Raw genomic sequence first — 15399 nt, 5'->3', positions numbered from 1 at the left:
CCGATAAACCGCCAATGACGTACCCGGCGGCTCAAAGCAGAGCAAAATTTCTGTGTAATAAGCCAGTTAGCAAAAATGCCTTCTGACCTGCTATTCATCATCCTGATGTGCAGCCAGCACTGGTAAATACCAGTGCTGTGCCGCCTCAGTTATCTGCTGTAGTTGTGGCTCATCCAGCACACGGCAAAGACGCTGCAGATAGGGATCGCCGCCCTCGCCCTCCACCTGATAGTTACCCTGCCAGGCGGTCAGCAGTCGATTACGCGCTTTGAGCTGCGTCGCTTCATCGGTCAGCAACTGCTGGCTTTTTTTGTCATAGCTGGCGTTCAGCCACGCGCCGCCACTCTTGTTAAGCAACATCAGCGGCTGGCGCATACCCGCGAGATAGCCTGCGACATATTCATTCAGCGCAGCGATCGCCTCAGCCTGCGGTACGGCGAGGAAACACCAGCGGCTCTGCTGCCGGCCAAACATCCGGCTGCTGCCGGTGCCGCCCAGTGCGCAGTAGACCAGATGCTCCAGCCAGAGTAACAGTCCGTCGTTCATGTTGAGCACGCCAGGCCGCCAGCGCAGCAATCCATCACTCTGTACCTGCGTCAGCCAGCCGGTTAAGCTGATCTGCTCCAGTTGCAGATTCACTTCCCAGCTCTCGCCGTCGCTGCGTTGGGTGACCACTTCTGCCGCTACTTCCTGCATCTCATCGCGCTGCGCCTGCCAGAACAGCTCACCGAAAGCGCCATAAGGCAGATTACCGGCCGCACGATGGTGCGCATAAAGTCGCTGAGTATCCTCGCCTTCGACCAGGGCATTCAGCAGTTGCGCATTGATCTGGTAACGCTCCAGATTGTCCAGGGCAAATGGCTCGCTGTCGGGCAGTTCGTTCTCCTCCAGCCAGAAACTCACGCCGAGCCGCTGGTGGAACCAGGCGCGGACCGGATGTCGCCAGAAGCGCAGGAACGCCTCCAGCGTGAGCGCGTCAATTAGCGGCGCTTCCAGCGGCTGAACAAAAGCGGGTTGCGGCTGCCCTGCTCCCTGCGCGGCAGGCAGCCACTCACGGGCGAAGCTCTGGAGTCTGGCAGCCGGCTGGAAGTTTTCCGCGGCAAATGGCATCCGGCTGTGCAGGTGCTGCAGGTGCATCCGCACCCGCGCGGCACTCTCATCCAGCTCAAGATGACCGTCACCCTCCAGATAAAAACTCTGACCAATGTAATCCAGCAGTTCTGTGACCAGTACTGAAGGGTAGCGTTCCGTATTATCCTGTATCGCGCGGCCGATATAACTGATATAGAGCTGCTGCTGTGCCGAAATCATCGCCTCCAGGAAGAGGTAGCGATCATCATCGCGGCGGCTGCGGTCGCCTTTGCGGGACTGCTGCTGCATCAGGTCAAAGCCTAACGGTGCCAGGGTCCGGGGATAGACGCCGTCGTTCATGCCAAGCAGACAGACCAGCTGAAAAGGAATGGAGCGCATCGGCATCAGGGTGCAGAAGTTAATCTGTCCAGCCAGAAAACGCTGGCTGATGCGCTGCTGATCAAGCCGGCTACGTAAATCATCGCGCAGCAGCGCCACCGGAATCGCCTCTTCAAAGCGCGCATCCATGCCATATTCGATCAATTGCTGCCACTGCTCTTCCACCAGCAGCAGAGCAGCCTCGGTTTCTGCATCAGGGCTGAAAAAGGCATTCAGCAACTCCCGGCACAGTGGCAGCCAGGCGACCAGCGGACGGGGTTCGGCCAGCAGCTGCCGCCAGTGATTAAGCCGGGAAAGCAGCTCAGCCAGATGTCCCGCCAGTTCCCCCACCAGACCACTCGACTCGTCATAAGGCAGAATCCCTTCCCAGTCACCGTTGTGGCTCTCCATCGCATAGCCCAGCAGCATGCGCTGCAGGCCAAAGCGCCAGGTGTGCTGGCCGGTAATCGGGAGTGACAGCGCTTCCACGCTGGCATCATCCAGCCCCCAGCGCACACCCGATTCGCTGACCCAACGCCGGAGTAAGCGCAGGCCGCTTTCATCAATAGAGAAATGAGCAGCCAGCGCCGGGACATCCAGCAGCGCCAGCACATCCTCTGAGACAAAACGGCTGTCCGGCAGTGCCAGCAGATTCAGAAATGCCACAATGGCCGGATGCGCCTGACTGGCCCTCCGGTCTGAAATCGCAAACGGCAGGTAGCGATCAGGGGGCGCGTTGGCGAACACCGCCTGAATAAACGGCGCGTAGGCGTCGATGTCTGCCACCATGACGATAATGTCACGCGCTTTCAGCGTCGGATCGGTCTCCATCATCGCCAGCAGATGATCCTGCAATACTTCGACTTCACGCTGAGCGCTGTGGCAGACCTGTACCACAATAGAGCGGTCATCCGGATCCAGACAGCGCTTCTTATCGCTATGCGCCAGTTCCGCCGCATTCAGTCCGATGATGGCGTTATCCTGCAGGTTGAGAAGATCGTGCTGCATGCAGTGCAGCAGGTTATCCGGTTCTACATCCACAAACGCATCAATATCGTCGTTTGACTCCATCTGACTGAGCAGATACAGGTTATCGCGCCCCAGCTTGCCCCATGAGGCAAGTAGCGGGTTAGTGAGCTGCTGTTCGCCAGCGTCATTAAACAGTGCCGGTGCCTGTTCTGCATCCCGGAAAAGTCCGCGTGATTCATCGGCACCATGACGTCGGCGCTGACGGCTCTGCAGTTTCGCCAGAAACGCATAATCCTGAATGTCGCCCCAGTAGTCGCGGCAGGGATTGGTGAACAGCAGATGGATGTCGATGTGACGTCCCAGCGCCTGCAACGCCTGCAGATAGACTGGCGGCAGCGCAGAGATACCACAGATGAAGACCCGTTTCGGCAGATTTTCTGGCGTGGTTTTCGCCTGCTCCAGCGTCTGAATAAATCGCGAATAGAGGTTGGCACGGTGCCATTCGGGCTGGCGCAGCGCCTGGGTATAAGTTACCAGATCACGCCACAGTGCGGCCTGCCAGCGCTGCGCTTCACCCAGCCCCTCAATGGTTTCGCCACGTTCCCAGCTGTTGAGCCAGTCGGCACGATAAACCAGATACTGGTCGAACAGATCGGCCACGCGTGAACTGAGCTGATACAGTTTTCGTTTGTCGCCGTCGTCATGGAGATAGTGGCGTAAAGAGACAAACTCTTCATGTTCGAGCATCACTGGCAGCCGGTGCATCAGCTTCCAGCCCATGCTGGCCTTGCTGAAAGCACTTTCTACCGGGATATCGGGCAGTACGCGGACGAACATCTCCCAGATAAAACTGGCAGGCAGCGGAAATTCGATATTGGCGGCAATGCCAAAGGTTTGCGCCAGCTCCATCTGCAGCCATTGCGCCATTCCCGGGCTCTGCACCAGCACCATTTCTGAGGCGAAAGGATCATCAAGAGGGTCATGTTTAATCACCGCCGCCGCCAGAATCTTCAGCACATCAAGCTGATTTGAGTGATAAACGTGAAACATGAAAACTCCTGTGATAACTCAGAACGTGACTGCGGTATTGCGGCTCTGTCACTTTACCGCGTATCGCGGTTGAAACCCATCAAAAGGGCGACCGCGACCTTTAACATCGCAGGCGCGTCAGCGTAGCGTTGCGCTGAAAAGGCCCCTTCACGTCAGCCCGCTCCAGGGTGCAGCCTGAAGGGCCGCTCTGCTGTTGCAGCGTCGATGTCCACCCGGCAACGTCATGCCCTGCCAGTCCCTGCTCAGCCACCCGCCATGCCTCGCGCTGATACCACTGCTGACTGAATCCCAGCGCCAGTGCGCGATGATAGTGCAACAGCGTGCTGCTGCTTAATGCCATTAACAGCAGAGCAAACAACACTTCCGGCAGACTGAATCCGCCGCATTTACTGGCAGGTTGCCGGGGACGTGAGCGGGCAATAGTCAATCCAGCCGTGCGGCAGCGCGCTAATCTGATTGCCCCGTAAACGTACCCAATGCCAGACCGCCATGCCACTGCCGCTGGCCTCACCTTTAAGCAGACCTTCATCCTTTTCACCTCGCTGTAAACAGCTGCGCCAGCCCTGGCGATCATCCTGCTGACACAGGGCTGACTCCGTCGCTGGCCAGCTCAGGGAAAGACCCCACTGCAGCGCCGACTGTGCCCGCCAGAAATCCTGAATAAACTGCTGCTCATCCGCCAGCAGTCGCATTCCCTGCTCAGACATCTTTCGGCTGGCATGTAGCGTAAAACTGCCGATCACCATAATCATTAACACCATGCCCAGCGCACTGCTGCCCCGCTGCCTCACAGGTTCGCGCCCTCCACCCAACTCTCCACCGTTTCAAGCCAGCGTCCGGCCCGCCCCTGCAGCACTATCCTGATCTGAGCGCCCTGTTGGCTGATGCCGAACTGCTCCACTGTCATGAATGCGGGATCGGAGAGCCGCTCCCAGCCCGCTGACTGACACTGGTCAACACCGCGTTGCATCTCAAGCTGCTGCTGGCGCAGGCGAAAGCCGTAATAGTCACTCTCTGCATGACCCACCGGTTCCCATTTACCATTGCTGTTCTCATCCCAGCGCAGCAGCAGGCAGTGCTCGCTGATTTTCAGTGCGCCACTGCCGCACTCACCGTGACAATAACCGGCACGCCGCACCGCCTTTTCCAGCGTCACCATAATCTGCTGTAATTCCTGACGCAGCTGCGCCTGTTGCAGCACGCCCGCATTCTCCGCCAGCAGCAGCGGCAGAAAACGACCGGTACTGAGCATCACGACGGCGCTGATTGCCATGGCGATTAGCATCTCCAGCAGGCTGAATCCGTCGATTTTCAACGGCACGTCTCCTCATCCGTTATGCAGAGGCGAATTCGGGCTCTGGCTGAGATAATCAGCCGCATGCGTCCGGCGCTGTTCCCCAGCTCAATACTGCCCGCTTTAGCGACATTGCGGCGGCCATAGAAGCCCGGCTCGCCCCGAATGTCATAGAGTGTAACGCCCGCGTGCGGCACGATGAAATGCAACCTTTTCCCTTGATCACACCCCGTAATGGGGCGGCTGCCGGCACCGATGCACCAGGGATTGCCAGGCTGTGACCATAACACCAGGTCGCTATTTTGCCGGTTGGCCTGGGCGCGCAGTCGTAGCAGGAATCCCTGCAATTGCTGAGCGCTGTCGCGCAGTTGCTGCCGCTGTTGCCAGCGCTGCCAGCCGTGCAGCGCAGCAACGCTCAGCATGCCGGTAATCACCATCACCAGCAGCAGTTCTGGCAGGGTAAAACCGCGTAAGTGTGCTGTTTTCATAACGACAGAGTGCGGATGATGAACGGGCGAAACAACAGGCGTTGTGACAGGCTGGAAAGCGTGCAGCAGAGAATCATCCCCCGCAAACAGGCAGTGGCAGAAGCGTGCGAGCGGTGCCGCAAATTTACCGGTTTGCAGGCAAAAAAAAGCCCCGGCGAAGTTGCCAGGGCGTTATCGTTTACTGCGGATCAGATGGCGACAGGCGCTTTGATCGCGGGATGCGGATCGTAGCCTTCAATCTCGAAATCGTCGAACTGATAGTCAAACAGTGACGCTGGTTTGCGTTTGATCTTAAGCTTTGGCAGCGGACGCGGCTCGCGGGTCAGCTGCAGGCGCGCCTGCTCCAGATGATTGCTGTAGAGATGCGTGTCACCGCCGGTCCAGACGAAGTCGCCTACCTGCAGATCGCACTGCTGCGCCACCATATGCACCAGCAGCGCATAGCTGGCGATGTTAAACGGCAGGCCCAGGAAGATGTCGCACGAGCGCTGATAAAGCTGGCAGGAGAGCTTGCCGTCCGCTACGTAGAACTGGAAGAACGCGTGGCAGGGGGCCAGCGCCATCTCGCTGAGTTCGCCGACGTTCCAGGCAGAAACAATAATCCGGCGTGAGTCAGGATCGCGCTTCAGCTGCTCCATCACCTGGCTTAACTGGTCAATTTCCTGACCGCTGGACGTTCCCCAGCTGCGCCACTGTTTGCCATACACCGGGCCAAGGTCGCCATTCTCATCTGCCCACTCGTCCCAGATGGAGACGTTGTTTTCCTTAAGATAACCGATGTTGGTGTCACCTTTCAGGAACCACAGCAGCTCATGAATAATGGAGCGGATATGGCATTTCTTGGTGGTGACCAGCGGAAAACCATCCTGCAGATTGAAACGCATCTGGTGACCAAAAATTGAAAGCGTACCGGTGCCGGTACGGTCAGATTTTGGTGTGCCTTCCTGCAGCACATGTTGCATTAAATCCAGATACTGTTTCATTTTTCCTCGCGAAATTGTGGCTGCGGGCGACGACGATACGCCCAGATCATCATAATAATACCGGCAACAATCATCGGCACAGAAAGGATCTGCCCCATACTGATTCCGCCTTCAAACAGGCCAAGCTGGGCATCCGGCTGGCGGAAGAACTCAACGATTATACGGAAGGCACCGTAGCCAATCAGGAACAGGCCTGAGACGCTGCCCATCGGGCGCGGCTTGCGAATAAACAGGTTCAGAATGATAAACAGCACCACACCTTCAAGCGCCAGTTCATAGAGCTGCGAAGCATGACGTGGCAGTACGCCGTAGGTGTTAAGCAGTTCCTGATATTGTGGATTGGTGGCGGCCAGCGCAACATCTTCGCTGCGTGAACCCGGGAATAGCATGGCGTAGCGGAAGCCCGGATCGACACGTCCCCACAGCTCGCCGTTAATGAAGTTGCCAAGACGACCGGCACCCAGACCAAACGGGATCAGCGGCGCAATGAAATCCGAAACCTGGAAAAAATTACGTTTAGTGCGGCGGGCAAAGATCAGCATCACCACAATCACTCCGATCAGGCCACCGTGGAACGACATGCCGCCATCCCAGACTTTGAACAGATAGAGAGGATTTTCAAGGAACAGCGGTAAGTTGTAGAACAGGACATAGCCGATACGCCCGCCCAGGAAGACGCCCAGGAAACCGGCGTACAACAGGTTCTCAACTTCCTCTTTTTTCCAGCCGCTGCCTGGCTGATTGGCGCGGCGTACTGCCAGCCACATGGCGAAAACAAAGCCCACCAGATACATCAGACCGTACCAGTGAAGCGAAACCGGTCCGATCGAGAAGATCACCGGATCGAACTGCGGAAATGCAATATAGCCGTTATTCATCATTCACCGTCTATTTTTCAACCCTGAAAAGGGGCGTTGTCAGGCACATAAATTAAGGCTGCGCATCATAGCACAGCCGGTTTTGTGAATTGTCTTGCAAATGTAAACGCGGATAACCCGCCGGGCTTCGTAGTTAGCGACCGCCGCGAATCAATCCACCCAGCCCGCGCCGTTCCATAAAGGCCGAGACCAGATGGCGAACTTCGGTGGCGGTGTCGGCATTCATCCCCTGCTCGCTGAGCTTCTGCACCTCTTCGTGATCCAGATGACGCAACAGATACTTCACGCGCGGTACGTTTTTACCGTTCATGCTGAGATGGTGATACCCCAGGCCGACCAGCAGCGCGACGCACATCGGATCGCCCGCCATTTCACCACACAGGCACAATTCCAGATTGGCCAGGCGGGCTTCCTGCGCGATCGCATTCAGTGCGCGCAGCATCGCCGGATGCAGCGAGTCGTACAGGTTCGCGACGCGGGTGTTGTTACGATCCACCGCCAGCAGATACTGCGTCAGGTCGTTGGTGCCGACCGAGACAAAATCGACCCGTGACGCCAGATGCGGGATCATAAACAGCATTGACGGCACTTCGATCATGATGCCAATACGCGGCGCGGGAATCGTATAGCCCAGCATCTCTTCCACTTCGCGTCCGGCGCGCTCAATCAGCTGTTTTGCGTCGTCGATCTCGTCGATATGACTGATCATCGGCAGCAGGATACTGAGGTTGCCGGAGGCGGCATTGGCGCGCAGCATCGCGCGCACCTGCACCAGGAAAATTTCCGGCTGGTCGAGCGTCAGGCGGATGCCGCGCCAGCCCAGGCAGGGATTCTCTTCACTGATCGGCATGTAAGGCAGCTGTTTGTCTGCTCCCACATCCAGTGTTCGCAGCGTTACCGGCTTGTTGTGGAACAGCTGCAACATGCCCTGATACTGCGCTACCTGCTCCTCTTCCGACGGGAAGCCATTCTGCAGCATAAACGGGATTTCGGTGCGGTAGAGGCCGATGCCATCGACCCAGCTGCCCAGCGCCTGTTCATGTTCCGGGCTTAATCCGGCATTCAGCATCACCTGAATACGTTCGCCACTTTTCAGCTCACCCGGCTGATCGACCACGCCTTCCGCCATTTTGCTCAGCGCGTTCTCTTCGCTGATTAGCCGCTGATACTCCTGCACCAGCACCGGCTCGGGATCGATCAGTAGCTCACCGCGATAGCCATCAACAATCAGCAGGCGTTTGTTGAGCTGATGGGGCTGGATGTCAGCGCCCATTACCGTCGGAATGCCCATGGCGCGGGTCAGGATCGCCGCGTGGGAGTTAGCCGCGCCGTCACGCACTACCACACCCGCCAGCCGCTCCTGCGGCAACTCCGCTAAGCTGGTGGCGGTCAGCTCATCGGCGACCAGCACAAAGCGTTCCGGCCAGGCATTGGTGCCGACCAGGGTATCATCGAGGTGAAACAGCAGACGCTGACCCAGCACCCGCAGATCGCCTGCGCGTTCACGCAGATAGTTGTCAGTCAGGCTGGCGAACTGTTCAGCAAACTTCTCGATCACCTGTTTCACGGCCCACTCCGCGACCGATCCGTGCTCGATCTCGTCGAACAGATCTTTCTTCAGCCGGGCATCGGTTAACAGGTGAGAGTAGAGATCGAAAATGGCCGCGCTCTCTTTCTGTGCGCTGGCGCTGAAACGTTTGCTGAAACGGCGAAATTCATTGGTTGCTTCGCTCATGGCAAGCGACAGACGCTCACGTTCACGCTGCACATCCAGCGTTGAGGCGGCTGAAACCTGATCGAGCAGAGGCTGCGTCTCATCGACCCAGCCGGGTGCCACCGCTACGCCAGGCGCTGCCGCAATAGCGCGCACCCGTGTCTGCCGGAACTGACCAAATAGCTGCCCCATCTGAGACTGCGACAGCAGCGCCGCCATCTGAGTGGCGAGCGTAACCAGGAATGACTCTTCGCTTTCATCAAACTGACGATGTTCGCGCTGCTGCACCACCAGCACGCCAAGAAGTTGACGACGGCTGATAATGGGCACGCCGAGGAAGGAGCGATAGCGCTCCTCTTTGACTGCGGGGATATATTTGAAGCTGGGGTGACTCTGGGCGTCAGCAAGGTTAATCGGTTCGGCCAGACGGCCCACTAAACCGACGATACCTTCGTCAAACGCCAGCGTCACGGTGCGGCCACGCGGTTTTTTGAGGCCGCGCGTCGCCATCAGGTAATAGCAGCGACGATCGTGGTCGGCGAGGTAAACGGAACAGACTTCCGTATCCATCGCCAGACAGATCTCATTGACCAGGATGTCGAGTGCTTCATTGAGACGCGGCGCACTCGCCACTTTTTCTACAATTTCGCGCAACTGAGTGAGCATAAAGGGCGTGGCCTAACCTCTCTTACGTCGATGGGCAGGATTATTTCGCTGCCCCGCACTCTCCTGCATAGACATCACCACGCCAGCGAATTCCTTCATTACCCGACGATAGACGTCGCGCTTAAAGGAGACAACCTGACGCACCGGATACCAGAAACTGACCCAGCGCCAGCCGTCAAATTCCGGCGTGCTGCTGTGCTGCACATTGATATCCGCGTCATTACACATTAACTGCAGAAGAAACCACTTTTGTTTCTGGCCGATACATACCGGCTTTGTGTCCCAACGCACCAAACGTTTTGGCAACTTGTAACGTAACCAGTTACGGGTAGAGGCAAGTATTCGAACATCTTTCCGGTGTAATCCGACCTCTTCGAACAGTTCGCGATACATCGCCTGTTCTGCGGTTTCACCGGGATTGATGCCTCCCTGAGGAAATTGCCAGGAGTGCTGTCCAAAGCGCCTGGCCCATAATACTTGTCCCTGCCGGTTACAGATTACGATACCAACATTCGGGCGGTAGCCATCATCATCGATCACCGGACTACCTCAAAGCAAAATTTGAATGGCCTGATTGTTTCACACTCCTTACAGGCGGTAAACCACTGGATTCATGGGGGGTTGAGGCATCAATAGCGGGATAACTCACAGAAAAGGGCATAGTTATAAACAAAGACTGCAAAAAAGCTCGATCTTATTCACCTTTTCTGTGGATAGCTTTGTGCAGAACGCGGGAGTTAACTGAATAACCCTGCTATCACACCTGGGAATACCGAAAAGAGTTAATTCCTTATCTGACTGATTAAAAATGAAATTAATGCAGAATCACGCTTCATTGGCTTTTTATAAACAGCGAATATTTTTACGCCCACTGACAATTGGTTAAATTATAATCACAGTGCTTTTTATCCACAGATAATCGCTCAGGGTTAGGTCAGGCCGGTGAAATTATGTTCAAATGGCGAAAAGTCAAGGCTGTAAATGGAACCAGTACCGCAAAGATAAGGGGGTTATCCCACTTTTCTGTGGATAACCGGACTGGAGATCCTGTTCATTATTGCGGGTAAGCTGGGATAACCCTGACCCACTGCAGATAGCATGAGGGCAATCCGCTCAAAAAAGCATGATCTATCATGTTATTATCGAGCCCGGACACGATTTATTTTAGCGGGACAACTTACTTATCCGTACCTGTACACATTTTAATCATTATGAGTTATCAACATGCGTTATCCACCAGGACCACCCGAAGATGAAGCCAGCCTGCTGGCACGCGCGCAGGATCTAGCCGGATTACCTATGGAAACGCTGGCTGCACGTGCCGGCCTGCCCATGCCTGCGGATCTTAAACGCGATAAAGGCTGGGTCGGCATGCTGCTGGAGTGGCACCTTGGGGCGAGCGCGGGCAGCAAAGCGGAACAGGACTTTGCCCATCTGGGTATCGAACTGAAAACCATCCCGATTGATGCACAGGGTAAACCGCTGGAAACCACCTTTGTCTGTGTCGCACCGCTGACCGGTAACAGCGGCGTAACCTGGCTTACCAGCCATGTGCGTCACAAGCTGGCGCGGGTGTTGTGGATCCCGGTTGAAGGTGGGCGTGAGATTCCGCTGCGGGAACGCCGTGTCGGCGCGCCACTGTTGTGGAGCCCGAATGCGGAAGAAGATGAGATGTTGCGACAGGACTGGGAGGAACTGATGGATATGATCGTGCTGGGGCGCGTTGAGCAGATTACCGCACGGCATGGTGCCTGGCTGCAAATCCGGCCCAAAGCCGCCAATAGCAAGGCACTGACCGAGGGAATCGGCGATCAGGGCCAGCCCATTATGACTCTGCCGCGCGGCTTCTACCTGAAGAAGAGCTTCACCGGTCCCCTGCTGGCGCGCCATTTTCTCCTGTAAATCGCGTCTCCTGCGCGACCAATGTCGCAATTTTGTGGGAGATTGGCGAATTCAATGCGTATAATCGCCGTTTACTTTTCGTTTAGGATTGAATGCCGGTATGTTTGAGTGGATTTCCGATCCCAACGCCTGGCTGGCGCTGGGCACCCTGACCATCCTTGAGGTGGTGCTGGGTATTGATAACATCATTTTCCTGTCGCTGGTGGTCGCTAAGCTGCCAAAACACCAGCAAGCCAGTGCACGCCGTATTGGTCTGATGGGCGCGATGCTGATGCGTCTTGGCCTGCTGGCTTCCATCGCGTGGGTCGCCCGTCTGACTAATCCGCTGTTTACGCTGATGGATCATGCATTCTCGGCGCGCGATCTGATTCTGCTGTTTGGCGGTCTGTTCCTGTTGTGGAAATCGAGCATGGAGATCCATGAAACGATTGAAGGCAGTGAAGGCGAGCACAACACCCGCGTTCATTCGTTCCTTGGTGCCATAGTGCAGATCATGATGCTCGACATTATTTTCAGCCTTGACTCCGTTATTACCGCCATCGGCCTCTCTGATCATCTGTTTATTATGATGGCGGCAGTGGTCATTGCAGTGCTGATGATGATGTTTGCCGCACGCGCCATTGGTGAGTTTGTTGAACGCCATCCGTCAGTCAAAATGCTGGCCCTCTCCTTCCTGATTCTGGTCGGTTTTACCCTGATTCTGGAGAGTTTCGCGGTTCACGTACCAAAAGGTTACATTTATTTTGCTATGTTCTTCTCCATGGCGGTTGAGTGCCTTAACCTGATGCGCAGCAAGAAAAAGCACGCCTGATAAAGTCAAGGGCGAGCCTGCTCGCCCGGTTATTTTCAGAATCCTACGATTAACCCTGCCGGCAAAACCATTTATTACTACACTTTTTGCACTTAACGATTTGTGAGGAAGAGGCGAGATGAAAGGGTGGGCAGGCGTAGCAATGGTGATGGTAACCGCAGCGTTCCTGAGTGGATGCAGCTCTGATTATGTCATGGCGACCAAAGATGGCCGGATGATCATGACCGAAGGCAAGCCGAGCATTGATAAAGAGACCGGCCTGGTGCAGTACACCGACCAGACGGGTCACGAGGTGCAGATTAACAGCGACGAGGTCTCAACGATCATTGAACGTTAAGTGCCCGATTTAATCACCTGCCATCGATTCCACGCTGGCAGGCGATTTCCCCGACTTTTCCCCCTTCCTTCCCCGCCGTTGCTCGCGCTATAGTCCCTGAGGACACAACATTCCATTCCATAAAAAAAGGAAGCTGGCAATGCACTATCATCGTATTCCCCACAGCACGCTGGAAGTGAGTCAGCTGGGGTTGGGCACTATGACGTTTGGCGAACAGAACAGTGAAGCCGACGCCCATGCTCAACTGGATTTGGCTATCCGTTCCGGCATCAACTTTATTGATACTGCCGAGATGTATCCGGTGCCACCGCGCCCGGAAACTCAGGGTCTGACCGAACAATACATTGGCAGCTGGCTTAAACAGCGCGGCAGCCGCGACAAAATCATCCTGGCCAGTAAAGTGGCGGGTCCGTCACGCGGCAATGATGCTTCGATTCGCCCGGATATGGCACTTGACCGTAAAAACATCCGCGCCGCACTCGATGCCAGCCTGAAACGCCTGAACACCGACTACCTTGATCTCTACCAGTTGCACTGGCCACAGCGCCAGACCAACTATTTTGGCAAGCTGGGCTATCAGTACAGCGAGACCACGGCGCAGGTGACGCTGCTGGAGACGCTGGAAGCGCTGACCGAGCAGGTGCGCGCCGGCAAAATCCGTTATATCGGCGTGTCGAACGAAACGGCGTGGGGCGTGATGCGCTATCTGCAACTGGCAGAGAAGCATGAGCTGCCGCGCATTATCAGCATTCAGAATCCCTACAGCCTGCTGAACCGCAGTTTTGAAGTGGGTCTGGCCGAAATCAGCCAGCATGAAGGCGTAGAGCTGCTGGCATATTCAAGCCTGGCGTTTGGTACGCTGAGCGGCAAATACCTGAATGGCGCGCAGCCTGCGGGCGCACGCAACACATTGTTCAGCCGCTTTACTCGCTACAGCGGCGAGCAGTCACAGAAGGCAATTGCCGAATATGTGGCGTTGGCTCAGCAGCATCAGATCGACCCGTCGCAGATGGCCCTGGCCTATGTGCGTCAGCAGCCGTTTGTGGCCAGCACGCTGCTGGGCGCCACCACGCTTGAGCAGTTACAGATTAATATCGACAGCGTCAATCTGACCTTAAATGCAGAGATTCTGGAAGGTATTGAGGCGATCCACCGCCGTTACACCTATCCTGCGCCATAAGTACTCTGTTGCCAGCTGCCGCTGTGGCGGCTGGCCTTTCTCACAGGTCGCGATAATAGAGTTTTACCGGCTTATCGGGATACTCAAGCGCTTCGCCCTGTGGCAGCCAGCCAGACCGTTCGTAATACCCCCCAAACGTTGACCACAACCACAACCGTGGATAGCCCTGCGCCTGTGCATAGGCGATGACATGCTGCTGCAGCGCCTCACTGACACCTTTGCCGCGCACCGACTCATCAACATAGAGCGCCGCCAGCCAGGGGAAAAGATCCTGACGGCTGATCAGGTCGCAACGCCAGAATCCCACCGTGCCGATTGCCCTGCCCGCCTCCACGGCGACAAACGTTACCGGAAAATCAGCACCGGTCAGGCTGCTGTTCACCACACTGGCAAAGAACGCCCGGCTTGTGGTTTCACCAAATGCGCGCCACTGCCAGTCGATGATCTGATCGGCAAATTGGGGGGCATCGCTGAGCGAGACGATTTCAATCACATCAGTTTCCCCTGAAAGATCGGGACTGAATCAAACAGGTAGCCATCAAAGTCAGGCGCATCGGCGTCGGAAAGCTCCAGCAGCGTATTCTTGACGTTCTCGAGGTGCTGCCAGGTAGATTGCCAGGCCCCCATCACATCACGCCGACGCAGAGCGGCCAGGATGGTCTGGTGATCGCCGAGCCATTTCAGGCGATAGGCGCGGGTTTCAAACTGCGGGCGCAGCTGCTGCCAGAGCGGGCTACTGTCATGATGTCGCCAGATACTGGTGACGGTATCGAGCAGCATCTGGTTCTGACTGGCACCCGCCAGCAGCAGATGAAACAACTTATCGTTGTCCTGACTGCTATCGTTGGCGGCGATAGCACGCTGCTCCTGTTCCAGCGTTCGGCGCAGATTTTCGATGTCCGCTTTGGTCGCCATTTTTGCGGCAAAGGCTGCAATATTGCTCTCCAGCAACTGACGTGCCTGTAGCATTTCAAACGGGCCAACGTCGCTGCGGAAGAAGGCCTCTTCTTCATCATCACTGGCGGAAGGAATACGCATCACATAGACGCCGGAGCTCTGGCGGATATCCACCGTACCTTCCAGCTCCAGCATCAATAATGCCTCGCGCACGATGGTCCGGCTGACGCCCCAGGTTTCAGCCAGCTGACGTTCAGGCGGCAGGCGCGATCCCACCGGATAGTGTCCGTCACAAATCTGCTGACGCAGGTGCTGACCAATTTCCTGATACTGCTTTTTTTCTTGCGGCGCTTCGGCTTTGTCCACACTGTCACCCTTTGCAATCAATGCGCTAACGGCATTGCCGCGGTTCCCTGCGCGACAATGCCCGCGAACCGGAGAGGCTGGCTCGCAAACTGGGGCTCAGTGTATCAAAGCCAGCGCCTGATCGAGTACCTTTGCACCATTCAGCGTGCCGTAAGCAACCGTATCAATTACCGCGATGGGCAACTGATAGCTGTCGGTGAGTTTTCTGTTCTCTTCCAGTTTGAAGCGCACCTGTGGCCCGAGCAGCACGACCACCACCTCGTTGCCGTAGTTTTGCAGCTCTTCACGCAGGTTTTGCTCCGGAATAGCGTAGATCTGAAATGCCAGTCCGCGAGCGGCAGCCTCCTTTTCCATCCGCGTCACCACCATTGAGGTCGACATGCCTGCAGCACAGGCCAGAACAATTCGTTTCATG

Annotated in this window: 16 protein-coding genes; 4 read left to right on the top strand and 12 right to left on the bottom strand. The window is 56.3% G+C overall.

Annotated elements, in window-relative coordinates; genetic code table 11:
• Nucleotides 1-90: 90 nt before the first annotated feature.
• The 9 genes from recC to rppH form a co-directional block, all read right to left on the bottom strand.
• Entirely contained in the window at nt 91-3468 is a 3378-nt protein-coding gene (gene recC / locus K6R05_RS03975; RefSeq protein ID WP_222925034.1) for an exodeoxyribonuclease V subunit gamma, read from the bottom strand.
• A gap of 100 nt (nt 3469-3568) precedes the next feature.
• Nucleotides 3569-3808, bottom strand: coding sequence for a prepilin-type N-terminal cleavage/methylation domain-containing protein (locus K6R05_RS03970; RefSeq protein WP_202604884.1), 240 nt, complete (start codon nt 3806-3808; stop codon nt 3569-3571).
• 46 nt (nt 3809-3854) lie between these two features.
• The gene (locus K6R05_RS03965; RefSeq protein WP_222925033.1) at nt 3855-4259 is read right to left on the bottom strand and encodes a DUF2509 family protein; all 405 of its coding nucleotides are present in this window, start codon (nt 4257-4259) and stop codon (nt 3855-3857) included.
• Entirely contained in the window at nt 4256-4783 is a 528-nt protein-coding gene (locus tag K6R05_RS03960; RefSeq protein WP_161732860.1) for a prepilin peptidase-dependent protein, read from the bottom strand. The genes K6R05_RS03965 and K6R05_RS03960 overlap by 4 nt, the downstream gene beginning before the upstream one ends.
• Nucleotides 4780-5250 (bottom strand): prepilin-type N-terminal cleavage/methylation domain-containing protein, encoded by a 471-nt coding sequence (locus tag K6R05_RS03955; protein WP_222925032.1) that lies wholly within the window; start codon nt 5248-5250, stop codon nt 4780-4782. The genes K6R05_RS03960 and K6R05_RS03955 overlap by 4 nt, the downstream gene beginning before the upstream one ends.
• Before the next feature lie 188 nt (nt 5251-5438).
• Nucleotides 5439-6233, bottom strand: a complete 795-nt coding sequence (thyA, locus tag K6R05_RS03950) for a thymidylate synthase (RefSeq protein WP_161732864.1) — start codon at nt 6231-6233, stop codon at nt 5439-5441.
• A complete protein-coding gene (gene lgt / locus K6R05_RS03945) occupies nt 6230-7111 on the bottom strand; it encodes a prolipoprotein diacylglyceryl transferase (RefSeq protein ID WP_033733822.1) in 882 nt (293 codons plus the stop codon). Before lgt ends, thyA begins: the two co-directional genes overlap by 4 nt.
• Nucleotides 7112-7244: 133 nt before the next feature.
• Complete coding sequence (ptsP, locus tag K6R05_RS03940) at nt 7245-9491, bottom strand: phosphoenolpyruvate--protein phosphotransferase (protein WP_161732866.1); 2247 nt, start codon at nt 9489-9491, stop codon at nt 7245-7247.
• 12 nt (nt 9492-9503) lie between these two features.
• Nucleotides 9504-10031, bottom strand: coding sequence for an RNA pyrophosphohydrolase (gene rppH, locus K6R05_RS03935; RefSeq protein ID WP_009087042.1), 528 nt, complete (start codon nt 10029-10031; stop codon nt 9504-9506).
• Nucleotides 10032-10715: 684 nt separating this feature from the next.
• On the opposite strand from rppH, the gene mutH reads away from it, so the two are divergent.
• The 4 genes from mutH (at nt 10716) to K6R05_RS03915 (ending at nt 13721) form a co-directional block, all read left to right on the top strand.
• Nucleotides 10716-11393 carry a DNA mismatch repair endonuclease MutH gene (gene mutH / locus K6R05_RS03930; protein ID WP_110330840.1) on the top strand — a complete coding sequence of 226 codons (678 nt, stop codon included), beginning with the start codon at nt 10716-10718 and terminating at the stop codon, nt 11391-11393.
• 100 nt (nt 11394-11493) lie between these two features.
• On the top strand, nt 11494-12204 hold the full coding sequence (locus K6R05_RS03925; protein WP_003853954.1) for a TerC family protein: 711 nt from the start codon (nt 11494-11496) through the stop codon (nt 12202-12204).
• A 118-nt stretch (nt 12205-12322) separates the two neighbouring features.
• The gene (locus tag K6R05_RS03920; protein WP_150014112.1) at nt 12323-12541 is read left to right on the top strand and encodes a YgdI/YgdR family lipoprotein; all 219 of its coding nucleotides are present in this window, start codon (nt 12323-12325) and stop codon (nt 12539-12541) included.
• Nucleotides 12542-12680: 139 nt separating this feature from the next.
• Nucleotides 12681-13721, top strand: a complete 1041-nt coding sequence (locus K6R05_RS03915; RefSeq protein ID WP_161732868.1) for an NADP(H)-dependent aldo-keto reductase — start codon at nt 12681-12683, stop codon at nt 13719-13721.
• A 40-nt stretch (nt 13722-13761) separates the two neighbouring features.
• On the opposite strand, the gene K6R05_RS03910 is transcribed toward K6R05_RS03915, so the two are convergent.
• The 3 genes from K6R05_RS03910 to K6R05_RS03900 all read right to left on the bottom strand — a co-directional run bounded on the left by K6R05_RS03910 (nt 13762) and on the right by K6R05_RS03900 (nt 15398).
• Entirely contained in the window at nt 13762-14214 is a 453-nt protein-coding gene (locus tag K6R05_RS03910) for a GNAT family N-acetyltransferase (RefSeq protein ID WP_222925031.1), read from the bottom strand.
• Nucleotides 14211-14984 (bottom strand): FCD domain-containing protein, encoded by a 774-nt coding sequence (locus K6R05_RS03905; RefSeq protein ID WP_010248663.1) that lies wholly within the window; start codon nt 14982-14984, stop codon nt 14211-14213. The genes K6R05_RS03910 and K6R05_RS03905 overlap by 4 nt, the downstream gene beginning before the upstream one ends.
• 96 nt (nt 14985-15080) lie before the next feature.
• Nucleotides 15081-15398, bottom strand: a complete 318-nt coding sequence (locus K6R05_RS03900) for a PTS sugar transporter subunit IIB (RefSeq protein ID WP_010248665.1) — start codon at nt 15396-15398, stop codon at nt 15081-15083.
• Between the last annotated feature and the right edge of the window lies 1 nt (nt 15399).

Origin of the sequence: Pantoea alfalfae (genome assembly GCF_019880205.1) — a bacterium.
GTDB lineage: Bacteria > Pseudomonadota > Gammaproteobacteria > Enterobacterales > Enterobacteriaceae > Pantoea > Pantoea alfalfae.
The sequence above is the reverse complement of the archived record's forward strand: the minus strand, read 5'-3'. Positions and strand labels throughout refer to the sequence as shown.